Genomic DNA, 23210 nt, shown 5'->3' on the forward strand with positions numbered 1-23210 from the left:
CCCGAAAATTGGCTTGAAAGTGTCATAAACTCGCACAGTTTCATATGTGCAGCCCGTGTTCATATGTGCAGCCCGCGATTTTTGAGATCGCTGCGGAATCCGAAGTTGGGTAGGGGAGGGACAAAGGCAGGGCGGGGACACTGCGGCGCCTGGAATCGGTGCGGTCGGCTGCGGGGCGTCATGCAGTAATTGGTTTAACCAAAATCCACCGATAGTTGTTTTTCTACGATTTTCTAGAATTTTTAGCGTGAAATTACAAGGTTGTGGTGCGTCTGTGTACAACATCTTGTGCGCCAGAGATCTCCGAACAGGGAATACCATGGTTGTGAGTACTACATCTAGTATGACTAGAGTTTTCTAGGCACCAAGTGTAGTGTTTTCGATGTCGAGCCAAGGAGAGCTAAAAGGACCTGTCTGCCACCCGTACTCGGTTTCTCATGAACCCTGGGAGCTTTCGGTCATTCAACCAATCCGCTGATTCCTCGGCCGCTTCCGTTGTTTGTACGAAGTCGATCCGATTCATTGGTCTTACCCAAAGCCAGAAAGTTTGTGAGAGTCATGGTTACCGTTTACAGCAAGCCTGCATGTGTCCAGTGCCGCGCTACCACTCGTGCCCTCGATAAGGCTGGAATTGCCTACGATATCGTCGACATCACCATGGACGATGAGGCTCGGGACTACGTCATGGCTCTCGGTCACCTCCAGGCGCCGGTCGTTGACACTGGCACTGAGACCTGGTCGGGTTTCCGTCCGGATCGCATCAAGGCTCTCCAGGCAGCGTAAGAATCACACACCTCTCCGCAGATTTCGTTGACCACCCGGGAAGCGAAGATTGCGGGGGTTTTGCGATGTAAAGGGTGAAGCTCTCATGCTGGTGGTGTATTTCTCCTCGGCGACGGGGAATACACACAAGTTTGTTGAAAAGCTAGGTATCAAAAATGCCCGCATTCCCATCCGTCGTAATGAGCCGGAGCTTATCGTCGATGAGCCCTATGTCCTCATTTGTCCGACTTATGGTGGTGGCGTTTCCATCAGCGGTGGTAACTCAAGGCCAGTTCCTCCGCAGGTCATCAAATTTCTTAATAATGAGCACAACCGCTCTTTCATCCGAGGTGTGATTGCTGCCGGCAATCTCAACTTCGGTGAGGACTTCTGTAAAGCAGGGGATGTCATCTCCTACAAGTGCAAGGTTCCATATTTATATCGCTTCGAGCTGATGGGAACCGACCATGATGTGCAGCGAGTCAGAGAAGGGCTAGAGGAGTTCTTCCACGGTAGAGCCAGCGCTTAAGTTGGCTAGCCTCAGTGTCGAGGGAAGGGGCACTGAGACAACCGAATGGGTGCGCTCGCGGAAGCCGTCGTAAAGCGGTGCGCGAGGAAAATAGCTAGATTGGATTGCTCTGGGCAGTGATTGAACAGACCCTGCGCAGGCAAATGAATATTAAAGGAGTCAACGTGTCGGAAATGGGCAAGCAGGTCGCGGAGCCGGTGGGCGAGGACAAGCTGGATTACCACGCGCTCAATGCGCTGCTGAATCTGTACGGTGAAGACGGCAAGATTCAGTTCGATAAGGACCGCATGGCTGCGCGACAGTTCTTCTTGCAGCATGTCAATCAGAACACTGTGTTCTTCCATAACTTGCGGGAGAAGCTCGATTACCTGGTAGAGAACCATTACTACGAGGCTGAGGTTCTGGAGAAGTACGAATTTGAGGACGTCAAGGCGCTGTTCAAGCAGGCCTACGCCCACAAGTTCCGTTTTCAGACTTTCCTGGGTGCTTACAAGTACTACACCTCGTACACGCTGAAGACTTTCGACGGCAAGCGTTACTTGGAGCGCTACGAAGACCGTGTGTGCATGGTTGCTCTTACGCTTGCCGACGGCGACTTGGGGCTCGCGCAGCACCTGGTTGATGAGATCATCGCCGGACGCTTCCAGCCTGCTACTCCTACATTCCTCAACTCCGGTAAGGCCCAGCGCGGCGAGCCGGTGAGCTGCTTCCTGCTGCGTATCGAGGACAACATGGAGTCCATTGGCCGCGCCATCAACTCCTCGCTGCAGCTGTCCAAGCGCGGCGGTGGTGTGGCGCTGCTGCTGAGCAACCTGCGTGAACAGGGCGCTCCGATTAAGCACATCGAGAATCAGTCTTCCGGTGTCATCCCGGTTATGAAGCTGCTGGAGGACTCCTTCTCCTACGCTAACCAGCTGGGTGCTCGCCAGGGAGCAGGCGCTGTCTACCTGCACGCGCACCACCCGGACATCATGCGCTTCCTGGATACCAAGCGTGAGAACGCGGACGAGAAGATTCGCATCAAGTCGCTGTCGCTCGGCGTTGTCATTCCGGACATCACGTTCGAGCTGGCCAAGCGTAACGACGACATGTACCTCTTCAGCCCGTACGATGTCGAGCGTGTCTACGGTAAGCCGTTCGCGGACATTAGCATCACCGAGAATTACGCGGATATGGTCGAGGACCCGCGTATTCGTAAGCAGAAGATCAACGCGCGTCAGTTCTTCCAGACCATCGCTGAGATTCAGTTTGAGTCCGGCTACCCGTACATCATGTTCGAGGACACGGTTAACCGCGCGAACCCGATTGAGGGCCGCATTAACATGTCGAACCTCTGCTCGGAGATTCTGCAGGTCAACACCCCGTCGACCTACAATGCGGACCTGTCCTACGAGCACGTGGGTGAGGACATTTCCTGTAACCTCGGTTCGCTGAATATTGCGATGACCATGGACTCGCCGGACTTTGGTCGCACTGTCGAGACTGCCATCCGTGGCCTGACTGCGGTCAGTGAGCAGACTTCTATTGACTCGGTGCCATCGATTCGCAAGGGCAACGACGGATCTCACGCCATCGGCCTGGGGCAGATGAACCTGCACGGCTACCTTGGCCGCGAGAAGATTATGTACGGCTCGGAAGAGGGCCTGGACTTCACCAACGCCTACTTCGCAGCAGTGCTCTACGCAGTCCTGCGCGCATCCAACAAGATTGCTCGCGAGCGCGGTCAGAAGTTCGTCAACTTTGAGAACTCTGACTACGCCAGCGGCAAGTACTTCGATAACTTCGATCCGGCAGAGTTCCAGCCGAAGACTCAGCACGTCAAGGAGATCTTCGAGAACTCCACCGCGCACATTCCGGACGCTGAGGACTGGGCGCAACTGAAGGCCGACGTCATGGAGTACGGCCTGTTCAACCGTAACCTGCAGGCAGTGCCGCCGACCGGTTCGATTTCCTACATCAACAACTCGACCTCGTCGATTCACCCGATTGCATCTCAGATTGAGATTCGCAAGGAGGGCAAGATCGGTCGCGTATACTATCCGGCTCCGCACTTGGACAATGACAACCGTGAGTACTTCCAGGACGCCTACGAAATCGGCTACGAGAAGATCATTGACACTTACGCGGTCGCTACCAAGTATGTTGACCAGGGACTGTCGCTGACCTTGTTCTTCAAGGACACGGTGAGCACTCGTGACCTCAACCGTGCGCAGATTTACGCATGGCGCAAGGGTATTAAGACTCTGTACTACATCCGCCTGCGTCAGGTTGCGCTGGAGGGTACTGAGGTCGAGGGTTGCGTATCCTGCATGCTTTAAGCAAGCGTGCTTGAGGGCTAGGCATCTAGTGCTTCAGTTGTAGCGCATTGAAGGCGCGAGAATTTCCCCGAGTTTTGCCGGGAGATTCTCGCGCCTTTTTCGTCACTCCACCCAATTGGGAACAAATGTAAATATCACTATTGACGGTTGTAATCCAGGTAATTAACCTGGGCAGTGGTACACCAATGTTCGCATAATTTTCACCCACGGCTAGTGGGGGAAGGGGCTGGAAGCCATGTCCGATACCACTGGTAAGAGCACTCCACACATCAACCCAAAGGGTGCGCCGATTGCAGAAACCATTTTGTTGCCAGGTGACCCGCTGCGTGCCAAGTTCATTGCGGAGACCTATTTGGACGATGTCGTTCAGTTCAACAAAGTTCGCAACATGTTGGGCTTTACCGGCACCTACCAGGGGCAGGAAGTGTCCGTCATGGGATCCGGTATGGGCATTCCGTCTATCTCGCTGTACTCCTGGGAACTTATCCATGTTTTCGGCTGCAAGAAGCTGATTCGCGTCGGTTCCTGCGGCGCGTTGCAGCCGGAGCTGGACCTGTATGACGTGGTTATCGGCCAGACGGCATCGACGGACTCCAATTTTCTATCGCAGTACAACTTGCCGGGAACGTTCGCCCCGTCCGCATCTTTCCGTCTGATTGAAGATGTTCGCGATCGTGCCCGCGAGCAGGGCATCACTACACACGTCGGCAACATCTTGTCCAGCGATATTTTCTACAACTTCCAGGATGATGTGAACGACCGTTGGGCACGCATGGGTGTGCTGGCGGTGGAGATGGAATCTGCTGGCCTTTATGCCACCGCCGCCGAGGCCGGTGTGGAGGCCATGGGAATCTTCACTGTGTCGGACAACATCGTCACCGGTGGAAAGACCACTCCGGAAGAACGTGAGAAGGCCTTCACGACGATGATGGAGCTGGCATTGCCGCTGGCTCGACTCTAGTGTCCTGGTCCGCAATCAATTGGCTTGAAGTGTGAAATAGGTACAGTGCGATGAGCAATCCCGCCAGCAATACCAGCTTGAACGTGAATCCCCGTGAAAGCGCAGCGTCCAAGGCTGCCGCGCCAAACCCTAAGGCCGCAGTCCCGGTCTTGCTGTTTTCCTTTGTATTCTGTTTGGTCTTGGACAATGGCTTTAAGTTCATGACCAAGCCGATTGCGGAATCTCTGGACCTCAGTGTCTCCACGGCCAGTCTGCAGGCGACACTCGCCGGTATCTTGATTGGCATTGGAGCGGTGGTGTACGCCGCATTGGCGGACAGCATCAGTATCCGCAAATTGATGATTGTCGGTATCGGCTTCGTCGCCGTGGGCTCTCTACTGGGTTATTTCTTCCAGGGAGTATGGCCAATCGTGCTTACTGCCCGCATTATTCAAACTGCCGGCCTGGCGGCGGCTGAGACACTCTACGTCATCTATGTCACCAAGTACCTAAGCCCAGAAGATCAGAAAACCTACCTCGGCTTTTCCACCGCGGCCTTCCAAGCCGCGCTGCTGATTGGAACGTTGACCTCGGGAATCGTGGCTACCTACATTTCCTGGCCGGCTATGTTCCTGATTTCGCTCATTCTGATAGTTGCCATTCCGTTCCTGATCAAGACAGTTCCGGAGGAGCAGCAGCAGAAGAGTCACCTGGATATCTTTGGCCTGTTCCTCATCGCGGTCATCGCCACTGCGGTGATGCTGTTCATGCAGCAGTTCCAATGGTGGTGGCTGGTTGCCGCTGCGCTGGGCGTCGCGCTCTTTGTCTGGCACATCCGGACACATGACAACGCCGTGGTCAGCCCGTCGTTCTTTACCAATGCTCGCTACGTTTGCGCGCTGATTGTTGTGCTCGTGGTTTACATGGTCCAGTTGGGGTATTCGGCCATTCTGTTGCCGTATATGGTCGACGAGCTCTATGGCATCAACCTCGACGGTGCTGCCTATATCCTCGCGCCGGGCTACCTCTGCGCTGTCATCGTCGGTGTAATGTCTGGCAAGGTTGCCAAGTTCCTGCCCTCGAAGCAGGCCATTGTCGCGGCTATCAGCATCATCATCGTGGCGTTGCTCATCCCCGCAGTGCTGCCGGGGGCCGGTGTTGCCACGGTTATCGTCTCCATGATTCTGTTCCCATCAGGGTTCGCGCTCATGTATGCGCCGTTGGTCGCGACCGCACTGCAGAACATTCCTGCCGCCAAGTCCGGTGTTGCAATCGGTTTCTACAATCTGACGATCAACATTGCCGTACCGGTTGGCATCGCGTTAACGGCCATGCTTGTTGATTCTCGACCGGCCTTCTTCAGCACCCTCTCCATCGCGCAGTCTGAAGCAGAAGGGGTCTCCGCTACCATCGCTTGGTTGCTCGCGCTCATGGCTGTCGTAGGTTTGCTGGTGTACGTCATCTCCGACCGCATCATCAACGACACGGCGGAAAACCGAGAGAAGGTTCACGCCTAGGTTCGCGCAACATCTTGCGCTTGGTGCTTGACGACGGACATTGCGTCGTCAAGCACCTTGTTCTTTGTGTGACGTGGGGTTAGGGGAGGGGCACCGGGAACAAGACTCGGCAAGTGGGGCGATTTCTTCTAGGCCGCGTGCTTAATAATGCGGGTGTGGGTAAGCTGCTAAGGGTAGTGGCTCCTTTCATCGGGAGCCTGACGTTTTGTAGTGGGACAAGGCTGGAATAGCCACCGCTGCAGTCGCTGTTTGAACTCGTAAAGAGTGAAGGACGTTCCTTATATATAAGGTGTGTTCGAAAAACGGCAATATCAATGAAAAAGGGAGAGGTTTCCACGTGAGTTTCGATGATTGCCCACCCTCGACTCCGGCCCACCGTGAGAAGAATCCAGAGTCGCGTGCATGCCCAGTTGCGGCTATTGACTGGAACACGATTCCTGATGATAAGGATCTCGAGGTTTGGGATCGTCTGACCGGTAACTTCTGGTTGCCGGAAAAGGTGCCGCTGTCGAATGACATCAAGAGCTGGAATACGCTCAACGCACTGGAGCAGCGCACCACGATGCGCGTGTTCACTGGTCTGACCATGCTGGACACCATCCAGGGCACGGTAGGTGCAGTATCACTCATTCCAGATGCGCTGACTCCGCACGAGGAAGCTGTGTACACCAATATCGCCTTCATGGAATCGGTGCACGCAAAGAGCTACTCGTCGATTTTCCAGACGCTGGCGTCGACTCCTGAGATTCAGGATGCGTTCCGTTGGGGCGAGGAGAATGAGTACCTGCAGAAGAAGGCCAAGATTATCCTCGACTACTACGAGGGCGATAATCCGCAGAAGAAGAAGGTTGCTTCCACTTTGCTGGAGTCCTTCCTGTTCTACTCGGGCTTCTACCTGCCGATGTACTGGTCCAGCCACGCCAAGCTGACCAACACCGCGGACATTATTCGCCTAATCATTCGTGATGAGGCAGTTCACGGTTACTACATCGGTTACAAGTACCAGCGCAACCTGGAGCGTCTGACCCAGGCCGAACGTGACGAGCTGAAGGATTACACCTTCGACCTCATGTTTGATCTCTACGACAACGAGATTCAGTACACCGAAGAGATGTACGACGAACTCGGTTGGACCGAGGATGTCAAGCGTTTCTTGCGTTACAACGGCAACAAGGCTCTGAACAACTTGGGCTATGAGGGTATGTTCCCGGCCGACGAGACTCGCGTTTCGCCGTCGATCCTGTCGGCCCTGTCGCCGAATGCTGACGAAAACCACGACTTCTTCTCGGGTTCCGGCTCTTCCTACGTCATGGGTAAGGCTGAAGTAACCGAGGATGAGGACTGGGACTTCTAAAAGCACAGGTGTAGGGAACATTCCGCATCGAGCCTCACTCTGGTGACAGCACACACACGGGGGTAGTAGTCCTAGCCTCGACGGTTCCTGCTAAATAGGCGTTAGCCCAGGTTAAGACAATTCTCAGGAAACTAATAGTGTGCTTAGCTGAGTGGGGAAGTGAGCCGGAAAATCCCTTAGCCTTAACTTTTTCCAAGGTTCAGACTAGAATCTGGCACATAGCGGTAGGTGGGTTCGCCGTCGCGTACTCGCCTGCACTATTCTCACAAGGACAAAACTTAAAATCCCTGTAGTGAGTTACAGGAAATCTTCGCGTAGTAAGGAGGAAGAATGACTGCAGTAGCGCCTCGTCCAGATCATGGCGTTGTAGCGCCGGAACGGCCGCAGCCGTTCGGACATGAGCGTAAGGGCAGCTGGGCGTGGGAAATGCTGACCACGACCGACCACAAGAAGCTGGGCATCATGTACATCATTATGTCCTTCTCGTTCTTCTTTGTCGGCGGTCTGATGGCTCTGCTTATCCGTGCTGAGCTCTTCGCCCCAGGACTTCAGTTCCTTTCTAACGAGCAGTTCAACCAGATGTTCACCATGCACGGCACGGTGATGCTGCTTCTGTTCGGTACCCCGATTGTTTGGGGTTTTGCTAACTACATTCTGCCACTTCAGATTGGTGCTCCGGACGTGGCTTTCCCGCGTCTGAACGCTTTCGGCTTCTGGCTGACCACCATTGGTGGCATTCTGATGCTGTCGGGCTTCCTGACCCCGGGTGGTGCTGCTGACTTCGGTTGGACCATGTACTCCCCGCTGTCTGACCCGATTCACTCTCCGGGTGTCGGTTCTGACCTGTGGATTGTCGGTGTCGGTGTTGGTGGTGTCGGTACCATCGCTTCCGCCATTAACATGACCACCACTGTCCTGTGCCTCCGTGCACCAGGCATGACCATGTTCCGTATGCCAATCTTCACCTGGAACATCCTGGTTACCTCGATCCTGGCTCTGCTGATCTTCCCGATTCTGACTGCAGCTGCTCTTGGTGTTTTGTACGACCGTAAGCTGGGCGGTCACATTTACGACCCGGCAAACGGTGGCGCAATGCTGTGGCAGCACCTGTTCTGGTTCTTCGGTCACCCAGAGGTCTACGTCCTGCTGTTGCCGTTCGTGGGCATCATCACCGAGGTCGTTCCGGTCTTTTCCCGTAAGCCGCTGTTCGGCTACGCAGGTATGGTCTTCGCAACCCTGTCTATTGCAGGTCTGTCCATGGCTGTGTGGGCACACCACATGTTCGTGACCGGTGGCGTTCTGCTTCCGTTCTTCTCGTTCATGACCTTCCTGATTTCGGTCCCGACCGGTGTTAAGTTCATCAACTGGATGGGCACCATGTGGCGTGGCCACATGACCTTCGAGGCTCCGATGACTTTCGCTCTCGGCTTCATCGTGACCTTCCTGTTCGGTGGTTTGACCGGTATTATGCTGGCTTCCCCACCGCTGGACTTCCACGTCTCTGATACTTACTTCGTCGTGGCGCACTTCCACTACACCCTGTTCGGTACCCTGGTCTTCGCTTCCTACTCGGGCGTTTACTTCTGGTTCCCGAAGATGACTGGTCGTATGCTCGACGAGAAGCTGGCAAAGGTTCACTTCTGGCTGACCTTCATCGGCTTCAACCTGACCTTCCTGGTCCAGCACTGGCTGGGTAACGAGGGTATGCCGCGTCGTTACGCCGACTACCTCGAGACTGACGGTTTCACCACCCTGAACATGATCTCCACCGTTGGTGCGTTCATCCTGGGTCTGTCTGTTATCCCGTTTGTCTGGAACGTCTTCAAGTCCTGGCGCTACGGTGAGGTCGTCACTGTTGATGACCCGTGGGGTTACGGTAACTCCCTCGAGTGGGCTACTTCTTGCCCGCCGCCGCGCCACAACTTCACCTCGATGCCGCGCATCCGCTCGGAGCGCCCGGCGTTCGAGCTGCACTACCCGCACATGGTTGAGCGTCAGCGCGCAGAGGCCCACGTTGGTCGTCAGCTCTAAGAGCTAGTGGCTACATGGCTGATGCAACTCTGAGTTAATAACTACGCGAAGCTAAGGCCCCATCACGGTTCTCCGTGATGGGGCCTTAGTCTTGTCTTTGAGAGTCTTTCCTAGGGAAGAGGCAGTAAGAGAGCGCAGGGAGAGCAGGGGGGGGCAGGGAGCGCCAGAAGGGCAAGAGAGCAGGGCGATGGCTAGCGCCTGTCACTGGCCACCCACTGAAGTGCGGAATCCCACTATGCGATGAGCACTCTGCCGGGGCTTCATGCGATACTGGATTGGTGAATGAACAGGTAATTATCTCTCCCAGTCAGTCTGTAGATACCGATGCTCTATCGGTTTCGTTGGCACCGGGACTAGCTCCGGTGCTTATTACCGCTGTTGGCCGAGACCGCCCGGGTGTCTCCGCAGCTTTCTTCCGCGTGCTCGCGGCCCACGGAGTTCAAATTTTGGATGTGGAACAGTCGGTGTTCCGCTCTAATCTGAGCCTCGGTGCGCTTGTTGGTGTCACAGAAGAAAAGGTCGGTGTTCTCCGTGAGGGACTCATTGAAACACTGAAGCCTCACGGCATGACTGTCAGTTTCCAGCTGGATGCCCCGATTGAGCGCAGCGATGGCTCCACCCACGCACTTGTCGTGTTGGGCAATCCGGTCAACGCTGAGGATATTTCCCGTATCGGCCGCACTCTTGCTGATTACGGTGCAAACATCGATTCCATTCGCGGTATTGCTGACTACCCAGTCACTGGCCTGGAATTGCTGGTCTCTATTCCGGACCCGAAGCCGGGTGCGGGCATTCCGCTGCGTAAGGCACTGGCCGAGCTTGCACAGGACCAGGACATTGACATCGCAATTGAACGCGCTGGTTTGCAACGCCGCTCCAAGCGCTTGATTTGTTTCGATGTGGACTCGACCTTGATTACCGGTGAGGTCATTGAGATGCTGGCCGCCCATGCTGGTCGCGAGGCGGAGGTTGCAGCGGTTACAGAGCGCGCTATGCGCGGTGAGCTGGACTTCGCCGAGTCACTGCATGAGCGAGTTAAGGCTCTGGCTGGCCTGCCGGTCAGTGTCCTAGAGGAAGTCACTAACTCCATCGAGCTGACTCCAGGCGCCCGCACCACGATCCGCACGCTGAAGCGCCTCGGTTACAAGTGTGGTGCTGTCTCCGGTGGCTTTATCCAGATCTTGGAGCCGCTGGCAAAGGATCTCGGTCTGGACTTTTACAAGGCGAATACCCTCGAGGTCGAGGACGGAAAGCTGACTGGACGCGTGGTCGGCGATGTCGTCGATAGGCAGGAGAAGGCCCGCAGCCTCAAGACGTTCGCCGCAGAGTCGGGGCTTCAGATGCATCAGACCGTTGCGGTCGGCGATGGGGCCAATGACATCGATATGTTGTCGGTCGCAGGCCTTGGTATTGCTTTCAATGCCAAGCCGGCGCTGAAGGAAATCGCTGACACGTCCGTCAACGTTCCATTCATGGACTCGATTCTGTTCATGCTGGGCATTTCCCGCGATGAAATCGACGATGCCGACCGCGAAGATGGCACCTTCCGCCGCGTGCCGTTGGAGCAGTAGTGCAACGCGAGGATCACAAGGATCCAGCTGTCACGGACGCATCATCGGTACCGGAGTGGTTCCGTATCGCCCATAATCTCCTGCCGCAACCTGATAGGGAAGACCACGGCGAGGATGTGCCGTGGGCAATGGCTATTGTGCTTGAGGTTCCGAAGAAGGAACGCCCCTCGCGCACTGCGCTGCTCCGCGCTGCCGCGATGGCTGTGGTTGCTTGTTGCCTGGACGAACGCGCAGGCGATGACACTTCTGCCTATCAACAAGGTCTGGCGTCTTGGTACGGTGCGCGCATCCGCAAGCTCACACGTCGCGCTCGCAATATCGGCTGGCAACGCGCTCAGCTTGCACCGGGTGTCACCGTGGACGTCGACGGCGCGCAAGCTCGCGCACTAGTGCCAACGCCTGTCGACGAAACCTACCCGGAGATTGCCAAACTACAAATTTCCGGCACCGATTTGCCTTACGACGACCCGGAGAACACATCTCCCGGCGCCCCGGGCGACCATGAGAGCGCTGACACCTTTGCTCCGCCAGTGATTTGGGTGGACAAAAACCTGAATATGTCCGTAGGAAAGGTGGCCGCGCAAGTTGGACACGGCTCGATGCTCTATGCGGCCAGCCTGTCGGTCGAGGACGCTTGGGCGTGGGCGCAAAGTGGTTATGCGTTAGATGTGAAAGAAGTACCGCGGGAGCAGTGGCCAGCGCCAGAGCCCCGCGCGGTTGAGGTTCAGGATGCCGGGTTTACCGAGATTGCACCCGGTTCAGTCACCGTGGCGGTGACCCCTGGGGCAGTAACTCACGACTGAGCGCGTGCTGCCTCCATGGCCTTGAGATCCTTGCGCAGAATCTTGCCCGTCGCCGACTTCGGGATTTCATCCATGAACTCGACTGCTCGCACCTTCTTGTACGGTGCGACGCGGTCGGCGACGTAGTCCATAATCTCGTCTTCAGTCACCTGCTTGCCCGCCTTGAGGACAACGTAGGCCTTAGGAATCTCCTCGCCGTCGGAGCGAACGACACCACTGCAGGCGGCATCGGCAATATCCGGGTGGCTGAGCAGCACGGACTCGAGCTCGGCCGGCGGAACCTGGTAGCCCTTGTACTTAATCAGTTCCTTGAAGCGGTCGACGATGTACACATTCCCGTGTTCGTCGAGTTCCGCAACGTCGCCGGTACGCAGCCAACCGTCGACAAGCGTCTCTGCCGTCGCCTTCGGGTTGTTGAGGTAGCCCTTCATCACCTGTGGACCATGAATCCATAGCTCACCTGCCTCCGAGCGCCCCTCGGCGGGAACCGGGATTTCCTCAAAGCTGTCGGAGTCGAGGTTGACAATCTTGTACTGAGTGTTGGGGACTGCGCGACCGATCGAGTCCAGCGGACTATCGTGGCCGATGCGGATGTGGGCTGCTGGCGAGGACTCGGTCATGCCGAAGCCCTGTGCGACCACGCAGTCAAGGCGCTTTTCCACCTGTTCCGCGAGGTCAAGTTGGAGAGAAGCGGCACCCGAGAAGATTGTCTCCAGGCTGGACAGGTCAAAGGAATCGACAGCTGGGTGCTTGGCCAGGCCCACAGCTACAGGCGGTGCGATGAACGCGAACTTCACCTTGTGCTCGGCGATGATGGACAGGAAATCGACGAGGTCGAACTTGCCCATGGTGTACTGCGTCGTGCGGCGCCACAGGCACAGATTCAGCAGCGCAGTCAGGCCGTAGATGTGGAAAAACGGCAGGATAGTGACAGCCGGGGTGTCCTCGGTCAGCGCGTTGACTGTAGCTCCACCCGCCTGAGCGACGTTGGCCACCAAGTTGCGGTGAGTGAGCTGGACGCCCTTCGGTACACCGGTGGTTCCCGAGGAAAACGGAATCACGGCAACGTCATCGGGTGATACGTCGACGTCCGGGGCTGCGTGCCCCTCGGCAAGCAGCTCGCCCATGCCGTGGAGACCCGTCAGGCCGATAATCATCTCTTCCGGCAGACCAGCAGCCTCAGCGCCGTGGGCGCCAGCCCAACCGATTGAGGAGGTCGTCAGCATCATCTTCGCGTCAGACATCCGGAGTTGGTTTTCAATGTCCTCCGCAGTTGCCAGCGATGCGACCGTCGTGCAGACAGCCCCCGCGCGTAGGACACCGTGAAGAGCGACCGCGAAGGTTGTCGAGTTGGGGCAGTGGAGAGCCACAACGTCGCCCTTCTTAATCCCACGTGCTGCCAGCGCACCCGCAAACTTCTCAATGCTGGCCTTCAGATCACCGAAGGTGACCTCGGAGCCTGAGTCAACGATTGCAAGCTTGTCCTGGTGACGTGGCTCAATTTCTCCGAAGAGGAACTCAAAGAGTGAGGTCTCCGGGATGTCGATGTCGGGGAGGTTGCTGGAAAGGGGCATGCAGGAAATCGCCTTTCTAATCTCGTGCACGGCTGCCAAGTGTCCTGCTTCATTAGCTCGGGCACTGTAGCAGTGCTGTGTTTCACATCACAATAATGTATTGGATAGAAAAGCGTGGGATTTTTTCCAGAAACTATGCCTAATCCAGCGTCACCTCGTGAGCCCAGACAGCCCCCTCTGAATCAGCTTTGGGTCAGCCGCTGCAACGCTCCAGCCGCAATATCCAGGTTGGTCGTCCGCCAGAAGTCAGGCATCGACGCGGCGATCCAGGAACCATAGCGTGCAGTAGCCAACCGTGAATCCAGTACCGCAACAACCCCGCGGTCATCGACTTGGCGTAGCAGACGACCAGAACCCTGCGCCATCAGCAGCGCTGCATGTGTCGCTGAGACCTCCATAAAACCGTTTCGGCCAGCGGCATTAGCCGCATCGGAGCGCGCGGACAAAAGCGGGTCGTCGGGGCGGGGGAACGGGATGCGATCGATGATGACACACGATAGCGATGGGCCAGGAACATCGACGCCTTGCCACAGCGTCAGCGTGCCAAACAAGCATGTCTGCGGATTAGCTGCGAAGCGATCAACCAGAGCACCGATAGAGTCATCGCCTTGGCACAGCACGTCGTAAGGCAGGCGCTTGCGCATTTCCTCCGCCGCTGCCTCGGCGCCTCGGCGAGAAGAAAACAGCCCGAGCGTTCGCCCACCAGCGGCGCGGATGAGGCGCTCCATGATCGCGAACTGCTCTGGTGTGGCGCCGTCGCGTCCAGGTCGTGGCAGGTCGCGTGCGACGTAGAGGATGCCAGATTTCTGCGGGTCAAAGGGCGTGCCGACGTCCAAGCCATCCCACCCACCGGAGGGAAGCCCCCAAGCGGCGGCCATGGCATCGAACTTGCCGCCAAGAGCAAGTGTTGCTGAGGTCAAAACGACGGTGGATTCGCCGAAGAGGCGTTCGCGAAGCAGTGCTGCGATGGACAGGGGAGCGACATAAACTGTCTTGTTCTCGCCAAGCCATACGACATCGTCGCTGCTGAACTCGAGAATCCGGACGACAGTGTCGTGCATATTCTCCACGGCTGCGCGGACGGTCTGACGTTCAGTGTTGTCAGAGTCGGAACCCGAACCACCGGAGCCCGACCCGCCAGAGTCGCCTGAGCCAGAGGTGCCCAGTGTGGTTTGCAGTTGCCACAGGCTATCGCGGAGCGAAGCTAGTGCCGCTCCCAGCTCACCGGGAATTTCTTCGAGTGCGCCGCTGTAGGCGTCGGCAAGCAATGCGACGGTCTCGCCGAGTAGATCCGTGGCATCGGTGACATCATCGACCTGCTCTGCGGCGCCGAATTTGCGGGCGCGCCGGGCCATCATGGTGATACCGGCAGGGGAGAGCTCGTCGGTGGCAACGGAGGTGATTCGACCGTCGAGCTCGTGAGCCTCGTCAATGACGACGCAGTCGTGCTGCGGCAAGATCATGGCGTCGGAGAGCGCATCGATGGCCAACAGTGCGTGATTGGTGACAACGATGTCGACGTTGGAGGCCTCGCGGCGGGCTTGTTCGGCGAAACACTCCTCGCCGAAAGGGCAGGAAATGGCGCCGACGCATTCGCGGGCCGTGACGGAGACCTGCCGCCAGGCTTCGTTGGAGACGCCCTTGTCCAGGCTGTCGCGGTCGCCGGTGTCGGTGTCATTGGCCCACTCGCGTAGCCGCATGACCTCGGCAGCGGTTCGGCTGAGCTGCGCTTCGCTGAGTAGAGCAGTTGGGCCGCCCATAGCGGTCGGCTCGGATTCATCACCGTCCATGACGGGATCTTTGATGACATTTCCGACCTTGGACTTGCACAGGTAGTTCGAGCGGCCCTTGAGGATTGCGAAGGTTGGCGTGCGGGACAAGTGTGGCTCTAGCGAACTGACTAGCCGCGGCAAGTCGCGTTCGACCAGCTGGCGTTGCAGCGCAATGGTCGCCGTGGAAACGATTACAGACTCGTCGGACTCCATTGCTTGCACAATGGCAGGCACCAGGTAGGCCAGCGACTTACCCGTACCGGTGCCTGCCTGTACCGCTAGGTGCCGCTCGCGCGCAAAGGCGGAGGCCACCGACCGGGACATTTTGACCTGATTCGGTCGAGTCGTTCCGCCGAGTCCCTTCACTGCCGCATCGAGAAGAGCTTCGATGCTATCCGCGTTATGGACGCTGGCTCTCGGTGAAGCTAGCTCGTCAACATCGTCAAAGTCCTCAAAGTCGTCCGATAGCTCAGCAAAATCTGCGTGCCCGATACTGTCCGACACAGTTCCCCCGCCGCCTAAACGCCGTGAAAACGGACGGACAGTACCGGCTCGTCACGGGAAAGTGCAAGTCCCTCCCACGGGAGGCTGACCAGCGCTTTAACCAAGTGATCGCGGGACTCCTCCAAGGTCGGTAGACCATCGACGACCTCGCCATCGCGCATCATCGGAATGGTCAGATCGCGGTAGTGCAGGTTGCCCACATCCGGGATTTCTGAGCCGAGCGGGAAAGCGATTTCCTCCACGGCGGTACCGGAACGACGGCAGGTACGAATAGCCGCCTTCACGCCACCGTGGCTTCGCTTGTCCAACGAGCGCTTGGCGACGGGCACCCCATCAACTTCGACCATCTTGTAGACCAGGCCCGCAGTCGGTGCGCCGGAGCCAGTGACTACAGAGGTGCCCACGCCGTAGACATCGACCGGCTCTGCCCTCAGCGCCGCAATGGCGAACTCGTCGAGGTCAGAGGACACTACGATGTTGGTGTTGTGCGCCCCCAGCGAGTCGAGCTGCTGACGCACCTGGCGAGCGAGAACTCCGAGGTCGCCGGAGTCAATACGTACACCGCCGAGTTCCGGACCCGCGACCTCAATAGCCGTATTGACGCCCTCGGTGATGTCGTAGGTATCCACCAACAAAGTGGTGTCGGTTCCCAGTGTGTCAATCTGAGCCTTGAAGGCCGCAGCCTCGTTCGTCGTGCCATCTGGGTTGGTGTGCAACAGAGTCCACGCGTGCGCAGCGGTACCGGAAGCTGGGATGTTGTACCGTGCCGCTGCCTCCAAGTTGGAGGTGGCGCTAAAACCTGCCAGGTAGGCGGCACGGGCAGCAGTCACAGCTGCTTCTTCATGAGTGCGACGCGAACCCATTTCAATAATCGGGCGCCCACCGGCAGCCGTGACCATTCGGGTTGCTGCCGAGGCGATGGCGGAGTCCGCATTGAGAATGGAGAGAATAACAGTCTCCAAAATGACGCACTCGGCGAAGGTGCCTCGCACCGTCAAAATGGGCGAGGCGGGGAAGTAGAGCTCTCCCTCGCGGTAGCCGTCGACTTGGCCACTGAAGGAATAGTTACGCAGGTAATCCAGCGTCCTGTCATCGAGGAAGTCCAGCGAAGCCAGCTGTTCCTCGGTGAAGCGGAAGTTGCGGATAGCATCCAACACACGCGCTGTACCAGCGACAACGCCATAGCGACGCTCATTCGGCAGGCGACGGCCAAACACCTCGAAGGCGACCTGGCGCTCGCCGGATCCGTCGGCAAGCGATGCCTGCAGCATCGTCAGCTCGTACTTATCGGTGAGAAGGGCGGTGGAGGAATGCTTATCAATCACGGTCAATAGTCTAGTCGGCTGAAGCGGGCCGGGGCAGTCGGTTCCGGCGAGCGCGCGCCACTCCGTACTATCCTGGTGCCTATGAGCATGCCAGCAGCAACACCGATGCCCACTATGGATGCCGATGTCGTGACGGAATCGAACCGACCCTGGCAGTGCATTGTGTGGGATGACCAGGTTAATTCGATGAGTTATGTCACCTACGTGTTTCAGATGCTCTTCGGCATGGACCGAAAGAAGGCGCACGCGCTAATGATGACGGTTCACACGGAGGGCAAGGCAATCGTGTCTTCCGGTGAGCGTGACAAGGTGGAGGCCGATGTGAAGAAGCTCCACAAGGCAGGCTTGTGGGCAACAATGGAGCAGGCTGACTAAGCCGATATTCGACAGCGGGAGAGAATTTACATGCGTCCTTGGAAGCGCAAGCGATCCCTTCTCGGCGGTGGCGTCAAGTACGTCACGGCTTTTGAAGGCACGGAGCGGGATTTGCTGCTGAATCTGGCTGCTACTGTGGCGGACTCGCTGATGGAGCGAGCCCGGTCGGCGCCGAAGGATGAGCTCGCGGAAATGACGGGAATGCCTGTCGGACACTCCGAAGCCCCATCCGATCCGAAGCTTGCGCGACTGTTGCCGGACTTCACCAAGCCGGGTGAGGAGAGCGTGGAGGGGGAAAACGCTTTCATGCGCCAGCTGCATGAATCGGAGATTGTAGAGAGCAAGCTCCATTCCCTGCGTGCGATTATCGATGCCCTGGAGCCCGCCGAGTCGGGGCAGGTATCCATTTCGGAAAGTGATGCCCATGCCTGGGTAGCGGGTATCAATGACTTACGTATTTACCTGCATGTTTCCATGGAGAACCTCAATGGCTCCATCGAACAGATTGAGCAGACCGACGCGATGTACCAGTGGCTGTCCTACAACCAAGAGTCACTGTTGGACCAGCTCATGGGTGAGTAGCGAATCCGAGCAAAACCCCGAAAAGATGCAGTAATCAACTGAGGTTAGCTGCCATGAACTGTGGTGAAAGGTGCCGTGGTCGACAATGAATTCTGAGATCTTCGCAATCAGCCCCACCGACATTCGACACCAAGCCAGCAGTGCTGCGCTGGGCACGAGCATCGACATCGGCGCAGGCTGTCTCGACTCCATCGACGGCATCTCCATCGGCCATGCTGCTGAGGGGGATACCGGAGTCACCGTCATCGCCGCTCCAGGCGGCGCTGTCGGCGCTGTCGATGTCCGCGGCGGCGGTCCGGGCACCCGCGAGACCGACCTGCTCGCACCGGAGAATACGGTCGAACGCGCCCACGCTGTCGTTTTGGCTGGCGGCTCCGCGTACGGCCTCGCAGCTGCCGACGGAGTTATGCGTGAACTGCGCGACCGCGGCATTGGCTTTGAGGTCACCCCAACTCGTCCGGATATCCTCGTGCCCATCGTTCCCGGTGCTGTCATCTTCGACTTGCTGTTGGGGGAGCCGACGCTGCCCACCGCTGCGCTAGGGCGCGAGGCGTTGTCTCACGCGCTTGACGACGTCCCGGAGGACACTCCCTCCGGCACAGTAGGTGCCGGTGTCGGCGCTATGGCTGGGGCAATCAAGGGTGGTTTTGGACAAGCCCGTGTGACCTCCGCCGATGGTAAGTACTTTGTGGCTGCCGCAATGGTGGTGAACTCCTTTGGTGCGGTCATTGACCCGGAGGGACACCTTTACGGAATGCCGGCGGCTGCCGGTGCCAGCAAGGAGGCATTGGCCCAGCTGGACCAGGTTTTCGTCGGTAGAACCAAGATTCTCGCCGATGCGGCTGGCGACGGGGAATCGTCGGCAAGCACGCGAAACACAACGATTGGCACGTTGATAACCAATGCGCCGGTGACAACTGCGCAGTTGAAGCGGTTGGCGATGTGCGGTCATGATGGGCTGGCACGAGCGATTCGGCCGGCCCATGCGCCGATGGACGGTGACACGCTGTTTGCCCTCAGCTCGGCCGAGGCGGCGGATAGCGGAAACGCTGAACCCGTGGGCTCGGATGTGGTGGCCCTGTTGGCTGCGATGGCGGCCGATGCGGTGCAGATGGCTATTGTCGATGCCGTGATGAGTGCAACGGGACGCGCGGAAGTAGCCGCGCTGTCAGAGATGCTGGACAAGTAGTGAAGGAAGTTCGCCAATGAATCCGCAATGGAGCTCGGGACAACAGCAGAATTACCAGAACTATGCGCAGTACCCGATGGGCGGTCCCGTGCAGACGCGGCGGAATAATCAGATTGTTCCACAGGATCGCGACGGCGGGCTCGGGGCGGCCATCAGTACGGCTATTGGGTACCTGGCACTTATCTGGACGGTCTTTCTTGTCAACGAATTCATCTTTGGTGGGGCGCTGAACAACTTCGGTGTGCGCCCACGCGAAACCTCGACGCTGTGGGGAATTTTGACCGCACCGCTGCTGCACGCAGATTACGGGCACATTGTGGCGAACTCTCTGCCCGGGGCGTTGTTCGCCGGTTTGATTGCAATGTCGTCGAAGCGGCTATTTTGGCAGGTCACACTCTTGATTACGGTCGTTGGTGGCGGTCTGACATGGCTGGTCGGCGGTGTAAATACCGTCCACATCGGTGCGTCCGGCCTGATTTACGGCTGGCTGGCGTTTTTGGTGGTACGCGGTTTCGTGAATCGTCGGGTGATGCAGATTATTTTGGGCGTAATTCTGGCATCGATGTATTCGGGTCTTATCTGGGGAGTGCTGCCAACACAGATGGCTGTTAGTTGGCAGATGCACCTCTTCGGCGGGCTTGCGGGCATCTGGGCTGCGGTGATGTTTAAGCGTGGTCGTGCGCGTGGCTAAGAGTGCACGTGGTTAAGAGCCCGAGGTACGTGGCATCAGCTCCTGGCGGAATCGGCCTAGAATAGGAGCTTCGGTGTTTGACCAACGATATGAGGAGTCCAGATAGCGGTGGGAGCAGGAGCAGAAACTCAGGTAGTCAATCAGCTGACAGCGCAGGATAGCGGCTTCCCCGACCGAACAGCGCCGATTGGCATCTTCGACTCCGGCGTCGGTGGGCTGACAGTGGCACGTGCCATCATGGATCAGCTTCCGCACGAGTCGATTATGTACATCGGCGATACTGCCAACGGCCCTTACGGCCCGTTGCGCATCGCCGAGGTTCGTCAGCACGCGGAAGCGATTGCCGATGAACTGGTTGCACGCGGCTGCAAGATGATTGTCATTGCCTGCAACACTGCTTCGGCCGCATTTTTGCGTGATGCCCGCGAGCGCTACCCAGTCCCAGTAGTCGAGGTTATTCTGCCTGCTGTGCGCCGTGCGGTCTCGACCACCAGGAACGGAAAAGTCGGCGTAATCGGTACCGCCGCCACAATTCGCTCCCGTGCCTACCAAGATCTCTTTGATGCAGTGCCCGGCGTGGATGTCTCCGCGGTCGACTGCCCGCGATTCGTGGACTTTGTCGAGCGAGGAATTACCTCCGGTCGCCAGATTCTGGGACTTGCAGAGGGCTACCTCGCGCCATTGCAGGCCGATGGTGTGGACACCCTCGTGCTGGGCTGCACCCACTATCCGCTGCTGTCTGGTGTGATTCAGCTGGCTATGGGGGAGGACGTCGCCCTAGTGTCGTCGGCGGAGGAGACGTCGAAGGATGTTCTGCGCATCCTCACAAAGACCGACATGCTCGCTGACCCGGAGAGTAATCCGAACCCTGTGCGCACATTCGAATCCACTGGAGATCCGCAAGTTTTTGCATCCCTGGCAAAGCGCTTCCTTGGGCCGGGTATTAGCCAGGTCACTATGCATTCCCAAATGTGACCTTTCTTATTAAATCCAGACACTCCATTGGTTTTTTGCTCGTTTTTGATCAATTACATGGCAAGCTTGAAGTATGCGATTGAAGGTTCTGGGATGTACAGGCAGCATGGGTGGCCCATCGGCGCCAGCATCTGGCTACCTCATTGAGCTGGATAACGGTCGAACCTTTGTCATTGATTTGGGTCCCGGTGTCCTCGCCGAATTGCAGAAGATCTCTGATCCTGCAGCTTGTGATTTGTTACTAACTCATGTGCACCCAGACCACACTGCAGACATTCCAGGGCTGCTCGTCTGGCGTCGCTTCCACCCGACAGCCCCGGCGAGTTCCCGGAATCTCCTGGTTGGCCCCGGAGACATTCACGACCGGATAGGCACCATGTGCAAAGCACTGGGAAGTGAAGAAGATGCCAACCTGGAAGACACTTTTGATCAGGTTGTGAGTAACCCCGGTGAGCCACTGTTAGTCGGTGGGGACGAAGCGGACGGAGGCGCCGTCGTCACGCCGTATAACATGGTCCACCCGGTGCCAGCTGTTGGATATCGCATTGAAGCAGATGGTCTGACCATTGCGTACACCGGAGATACTGCGTGGACCGATGAATTGGTGGAGCTGGCGCGGGATGCGGATATCTTCATCTGCGAAGCCACATGGTGCAGCAACGAAGAGGGCACCCCACCGGACATGCACCTGACAGGCTTTGAGGCCGGAAAGGCAGCGACGCTGGCGGGGGTTAAGAAGCTGGTGCTGACTCACATTCCGCCATACGCCGACGGTGAAGAAGCACTACGTGCTGCGAAGAGTACCTTTGCCGGTGACGTTGAATTGGCCTACCTGGGCATGGAGCTAGGCGGCTAGTCACAGCGACTATCGGGTTTCCGTACAGCTGTCGCACCGCTTCCGCGCCGGGCGGTAGGGTAGTTGGCATGACTACAGCTAATTCCGATTTTCGCCGTGCCGATGGACGCGCGGTTGATGAAATGCGCAAGGTGACCATCACTCGCGGCTTCACCGACAATCCGGCCGGTTCTGTGCTGGTTACTTTCGGTAATACGCGTGTAATGTGCACCGCTTCCGTCGAACAGTCGGTGCCACGATTCAAGCGTGACTCCGGCGAGGGCTGGTTGACCGCTGAGTACTCCATGCTGCCGGCCTCTACCCACGAGCGCATGCCCCGCGAGTCAATGCGCGGCAAGGTCAAGGGTCGCACTCACGAGATTTCCCGTCTGATCGGTCGCTCCTTGCGAGCTGCTATCGACTTGAAGGAACTCGGTGAGAACACCATCAACATCGACTGTGATGTTCTGCAGGCGGATGGTGGTACCCGAACCGCTTCCATCACCGGTGCGTACGTCGCGCTGGCTGATGCCCTGACCTACCTGCATGCAGCGGGTGCAGTTCCGGGCACCCCGCTGAAGGCACCAGTCGCAGCTGTTTCGGTTGGCATTATTGATGGCCGTGTCTGCCTGGATCTGCCTTACGAGGAGGACTCTCGCGCTGAGGTCGACCTCAACGTGGTGATGACCGCAGAGGGTAAGTTCGTCGAAATCCAGGGCACTGGCGAGGAAGGCACCTTTGACCGAGGTCAGCTGAATGACATGCTCGACTCGGCGGAAAAGGGTCTGCGTGAGCTCGTTGCCCTGCAGCAGGAAGTTCTGCGTGCGCCGTACCCGGGTGAGCTGCCGTGAAGCTCCTCGTCGCTACCCGAAATTCTAAAAAACTAGTCGAGCTCGACCGCATCCTGCGTGCGGCGGGTATTGATTCGGTGGAACTTCTTTCGCTTAGCGACGTCCCGGAGTACCCAGAGCGCCCCGAAACCGGTCGCACTTTTGCGGACAACGCCTACATCAAGGCTTTCGATGGTGCGACACACACCGGCTACGCGTGCTTGGCAGACGATTCGGGGCTCAGCGTCGATGAGCTAAACGGCATGCCGGGTGTGCTCTCGGCGCGCTGGTCCGGCACTCACGGCGACGATGTCGCTAACTACGAGCTGCTGCTCGCCCAGATGGGGGACTGCCCAGATGAGCGTCGTACGGCGTCCTTCCGTACCGCCTGCGCGTTGGTCGTCCCCGGTGTCAAGGAGGTGCCGTCCGCGCTTGCCGACGGCGGTTTCCCAGCCGTCCTCGATGAAGCCGGTAATCTGCTGCTGGTTGTAGAGGGCCGCTGGCCTGGCGCCATTCTGCGCGAGCCTGTTGGGGACAATGGGTTCGGCTACGATCCGGTGTTCGCGCCCGCAGTTGGGGAGGGCAACGAAGCTGAGGGGGCCTTGTCTGCGGCACAAATGAGCGCCGAAGACAAGGACGCTTTTAGCCACAGGGGGCGTGCACTGCGTGCCTTGACTCCGGCGCTGAAAATTCTGGCTGAGGTTGAGGCTAAGGGGTAGCCCTCGGGCTGCCG

At 57.9% G+C, this 23210-nt stretch carries 20 protein-coding genes; 17 read left to right on the forward strand and 3 right to left on the reverse strand.

Annotated elements, in window-relative coordinates; all coding sequences use genetic code 11:
- The first annotated feature begins 558 nt into the window (after positions 1–558).
- The 9 genes from nrdH (at position 559) to CRD18_RS10450 (ending at position 11825) form a co-directional block, all read left to right on the forward strand.
- On the forward strand, positions 559–783 hold the full coding sequence (gene nrdH / locus CRD18_RS10410; RefSeq protein ID WP_005511161.1) for a glutaredoxin-like protein NrdH: 225 nt from the start codon (positions 559–561) through the stop codon (positions 781–783).
- An 85-nt stretch (positions 784–868) separates the two neighbouring features.
- Positions 869–1291, forward strand: coding sequence for a class Ib ribonucleoside-diphosphate reductase assembly flavoprotein NrdI (gene nrdI, locus CRD18_RS10415; protein ID WP_070767629.1), 423 nt, complete (start codon positions 869–871; stop codon positions 1289–1291).
- A gap of 173 nt (positions 1292–1464) precedes the next feature.
- Complete coding sequence (gene nrdE, locus CRD18_RS10420; RefSeq protein ID WP_172620253.1) at positions 1465–3609, forward strand: class 1b ribonucleoside-diphosphate reductase subunit alpha; 2145 nt, start codon at positions 1465–1467, stop codon at positions 3607–3609.
- Between the two features lie 235 nt (positions 3610–3844).
- Positions 3845–4570, forward strand: a complete 726-nt coding sequence (deoD, locus tag CRD18_RS10425; RefSeq protein WP_016422251.1) for a purine-nucleoside phosphorylase — start codon at positions 3845–3847, stop codon at positions 4568–4570.
- Between the two features lie 50 nt (positions 4571–4620).
- Entirely contained in the window at positions 4621–6066 is a 1446-nt protein-coding gene (locus CRD18_RS10430; protein ID WP_016422252.1) for an MFS transporter, read from the forward strand.
- Between the two features lie 337 nt (positions 6067–6403).
- Positions 6404–7420, forward strand: a complete 1017-nt coding sequence (gene nrdF / locus CRD18_RS10435; RefSeq protein ID WP_016422253.1) for a class 1b ribonucleoside-diphosphate reductase subunit beta — start codon at positions 6404–6406, stop codon at positions 7418–7420.
- 330 nt (positions 7421–7750) lie between these two features.
- Positions 7751–9451 carry a cytochrome c oxidase subunit I gene (gene ctaD, locus CRD18_RS10440; RefSeq protein ID WP_005511131.1) on the forward strand — a complete coding sequence of 567 codons (1701 nt, stop codon included), beginning with the start codon at positions 7751–7753 and terminating at the stop codon, positions 9449–9451.
- A 278-nt stretch (positions 9452–9729) separates the two neighbouring features.
- A complete protein-coding gene (gene serB / locus CRD18_RS10445; protein ID WP_049193346.1) occupies positions 9730–11022 on the forward strand; it encodes a phosphoserine phosphatase SerB in 1293 nt (430 codons plus the stop codon).
- Positions 11022–11825, forward strand: a complete 804-nt coding sequence (locus CRD18_RS10450) for a peptidyl-tRNA hydrolase (protein ID WP_049193344.1) — start codon at positions 11022–11024, stop codon at positions 11823–11825. Before serB ends, CRD18_RS10450 begins: the two co-directional genes overlap by 1 nt.
- Here the strand turns inward: CRD18_RS10450 and CRD18_RS10455 are convergent.
- From CRD18_RS10455 to CRD18_RS10465, 3 genes are all read right to left on the reverse strand, one after another.
- Positions 11816–13399 (reverse strand): AMP-binding protein, encoded by a 1584-nt coding sequence (locus CRD18_RS10455; protein ID WP_042388489.1) that lies wholly within the window; start codon positions 13397–13399, stop codon positions 11816–11818. The two genes, CRD18_RS10450 and CRD18_RS10455, sit on opposite strands and share 10 nt — an antisense overlap.
- A 182-nt stretch (positions 13400–13581) precedes the next feature.
- Positions 13582–15561, reverse strand: a complete 1980-nt coding sequence (locus CRD18_RS10460) for an ATP-dependent DNA helicase (protein WP_187406719.1) — start codon at positions 15559–15561, stop codon at positions 13582–13584.
- A 128-nt stretch (positions 15562–15689) separates the two neighbouring features.
- Positions 15690–17000 carry a nicotinate phosphoribosyltransferase gene (locus tag CRD18_RS10465; RefSeq protein WP_016422259.1) on the reverse strand — a complete coding sequence of 437 codons (1311 nt, stop codon included), beginning with the start codon at positions 16998–17000 and terminating at the stop codon, positions 15690–15692.
- A gap of 81 nt (positions 17001–17081) precedes the next feature.
- On the opposite strand from CRD18_RS10465, the gene clpS reads away from it, so the two are divergent.
- The 8 genes from clpS (at position 17082) to CRD18_RS10505 (ending at position 23196) form a co-directional block, all read left to right on the forward strand.
- Positions 17082–17375 carry an ATP-dependent Clp protease adapter ClpS gene (clpS, locus tag CRD18_RS10470; RefSeq protein WP_005511165.1) on the forward strand — a complete coding sequence of 98 codons (294 nt, stop codon included), beginning with the start codon at positions 17082–17084 and terminating at the stop codon, positions 17373–17375.
- Positions 17376–17405: 30 nt separating this feature from the next.
- On the forward strand, positions 17406–17957 hold the full coding sequence (locus CRD18_RS10475; RefSeq protein ID WP_070546264.1) for a DUF2017 domain-containing protein: 552 nt from the start codon (positions 17406–17408) through the stop codon (positions 17955–17957).
- A gap of 85 nt (positions 17958–18042) precedes the next feature.
- Positions 18043–19146 carry a P1 family peptidase gene (locus CRD18_RS10480; protein WP_070601156.1) on the forward strand — a complete coding sequence of 368 codons (1104 nt, stop codon included), beginning with the start codon at positions 18043–18045 and terminating at the stop codon, positions 19144–19146.
- Between the two features lie 16 nt (positions 19147–19162).
- The gene (locus CRD18_RS10485) at positions 19163–19837 is read left to right on the forward strand and encodes a rhomboid family intramembrane serine protease (RefSeq protein WP_016422263.1); all 675 of its coding nucleotides are present in this window, start codon (positions 19163–19165) and stop codon (positions 19835–19837) included.
- Between the two features lie 108 nt (positions 19838–19945).
- The gene (gene murI / locus CRD18_RS10490; protein ID WP_370551064.1) at positions 19946–20812 is read left to right on the forward strand and encodes a glutamate racemase; all 867 of its coding nucleotides are present in this window, start codon (positions 19946–19948) and stop codon (positions 20810–20812) included.
- Positions 20813–20885: 73 nt separating this feature from the next.
- Positions 20886–21668 carry an MBL fold metallo-hydrolase gene (locus tag CRD18_RS10495; protein WP_049193335.1) on the forward strand — a complete coding sequence of 261 codons (783 nt, stop codon included), beginning with the start codon at positions 20886–20888 and terminating at the stop codon, positions 21666–21668.
- A 68-nt stretch (positions 21669–21736) separates the two neighbouring features.
- The gene (rph, locus tag CRD18_RS10500) at positions 21737–22498 is read left to right on the forward strand and encodes a ribonuclease PH (RefSeq protein WP_049193334.1); all 762 of its coding nucleotides are present in this window, start codon (positions 21737–21739) and stop codon (positions 22496–22498) included.
- The gene (locus CRD18_RS10505; protein WP_016422267.1) at positions 22495–23196 is read left to right on the forward strand and encodes a non-canonical purine NTP pyrophosphatase; all 702 of its coding nucleotides are present in this window, start codon (positions 22495–22497) and stop codon (positions 23194–23196) included. The genes rph and CRD18_RS10505 overlap by 4 nt, the downstream gene beginning before the upstream one ends.
- Positions 23197–23210: the final 14 nt, after the last annotated feature.

The organism is Corynebacterium sp. LK31 (assembly GCF_014335015.1).
In the GTDB taxonomy this organism is placed as follows: domain Bacteria; phylum Actinomycetota; class Actinomycetes; order Mycobacteriales; family Mycobacteriaceae; genus Corynebacterium; species Corynebacterium jeikeium_D.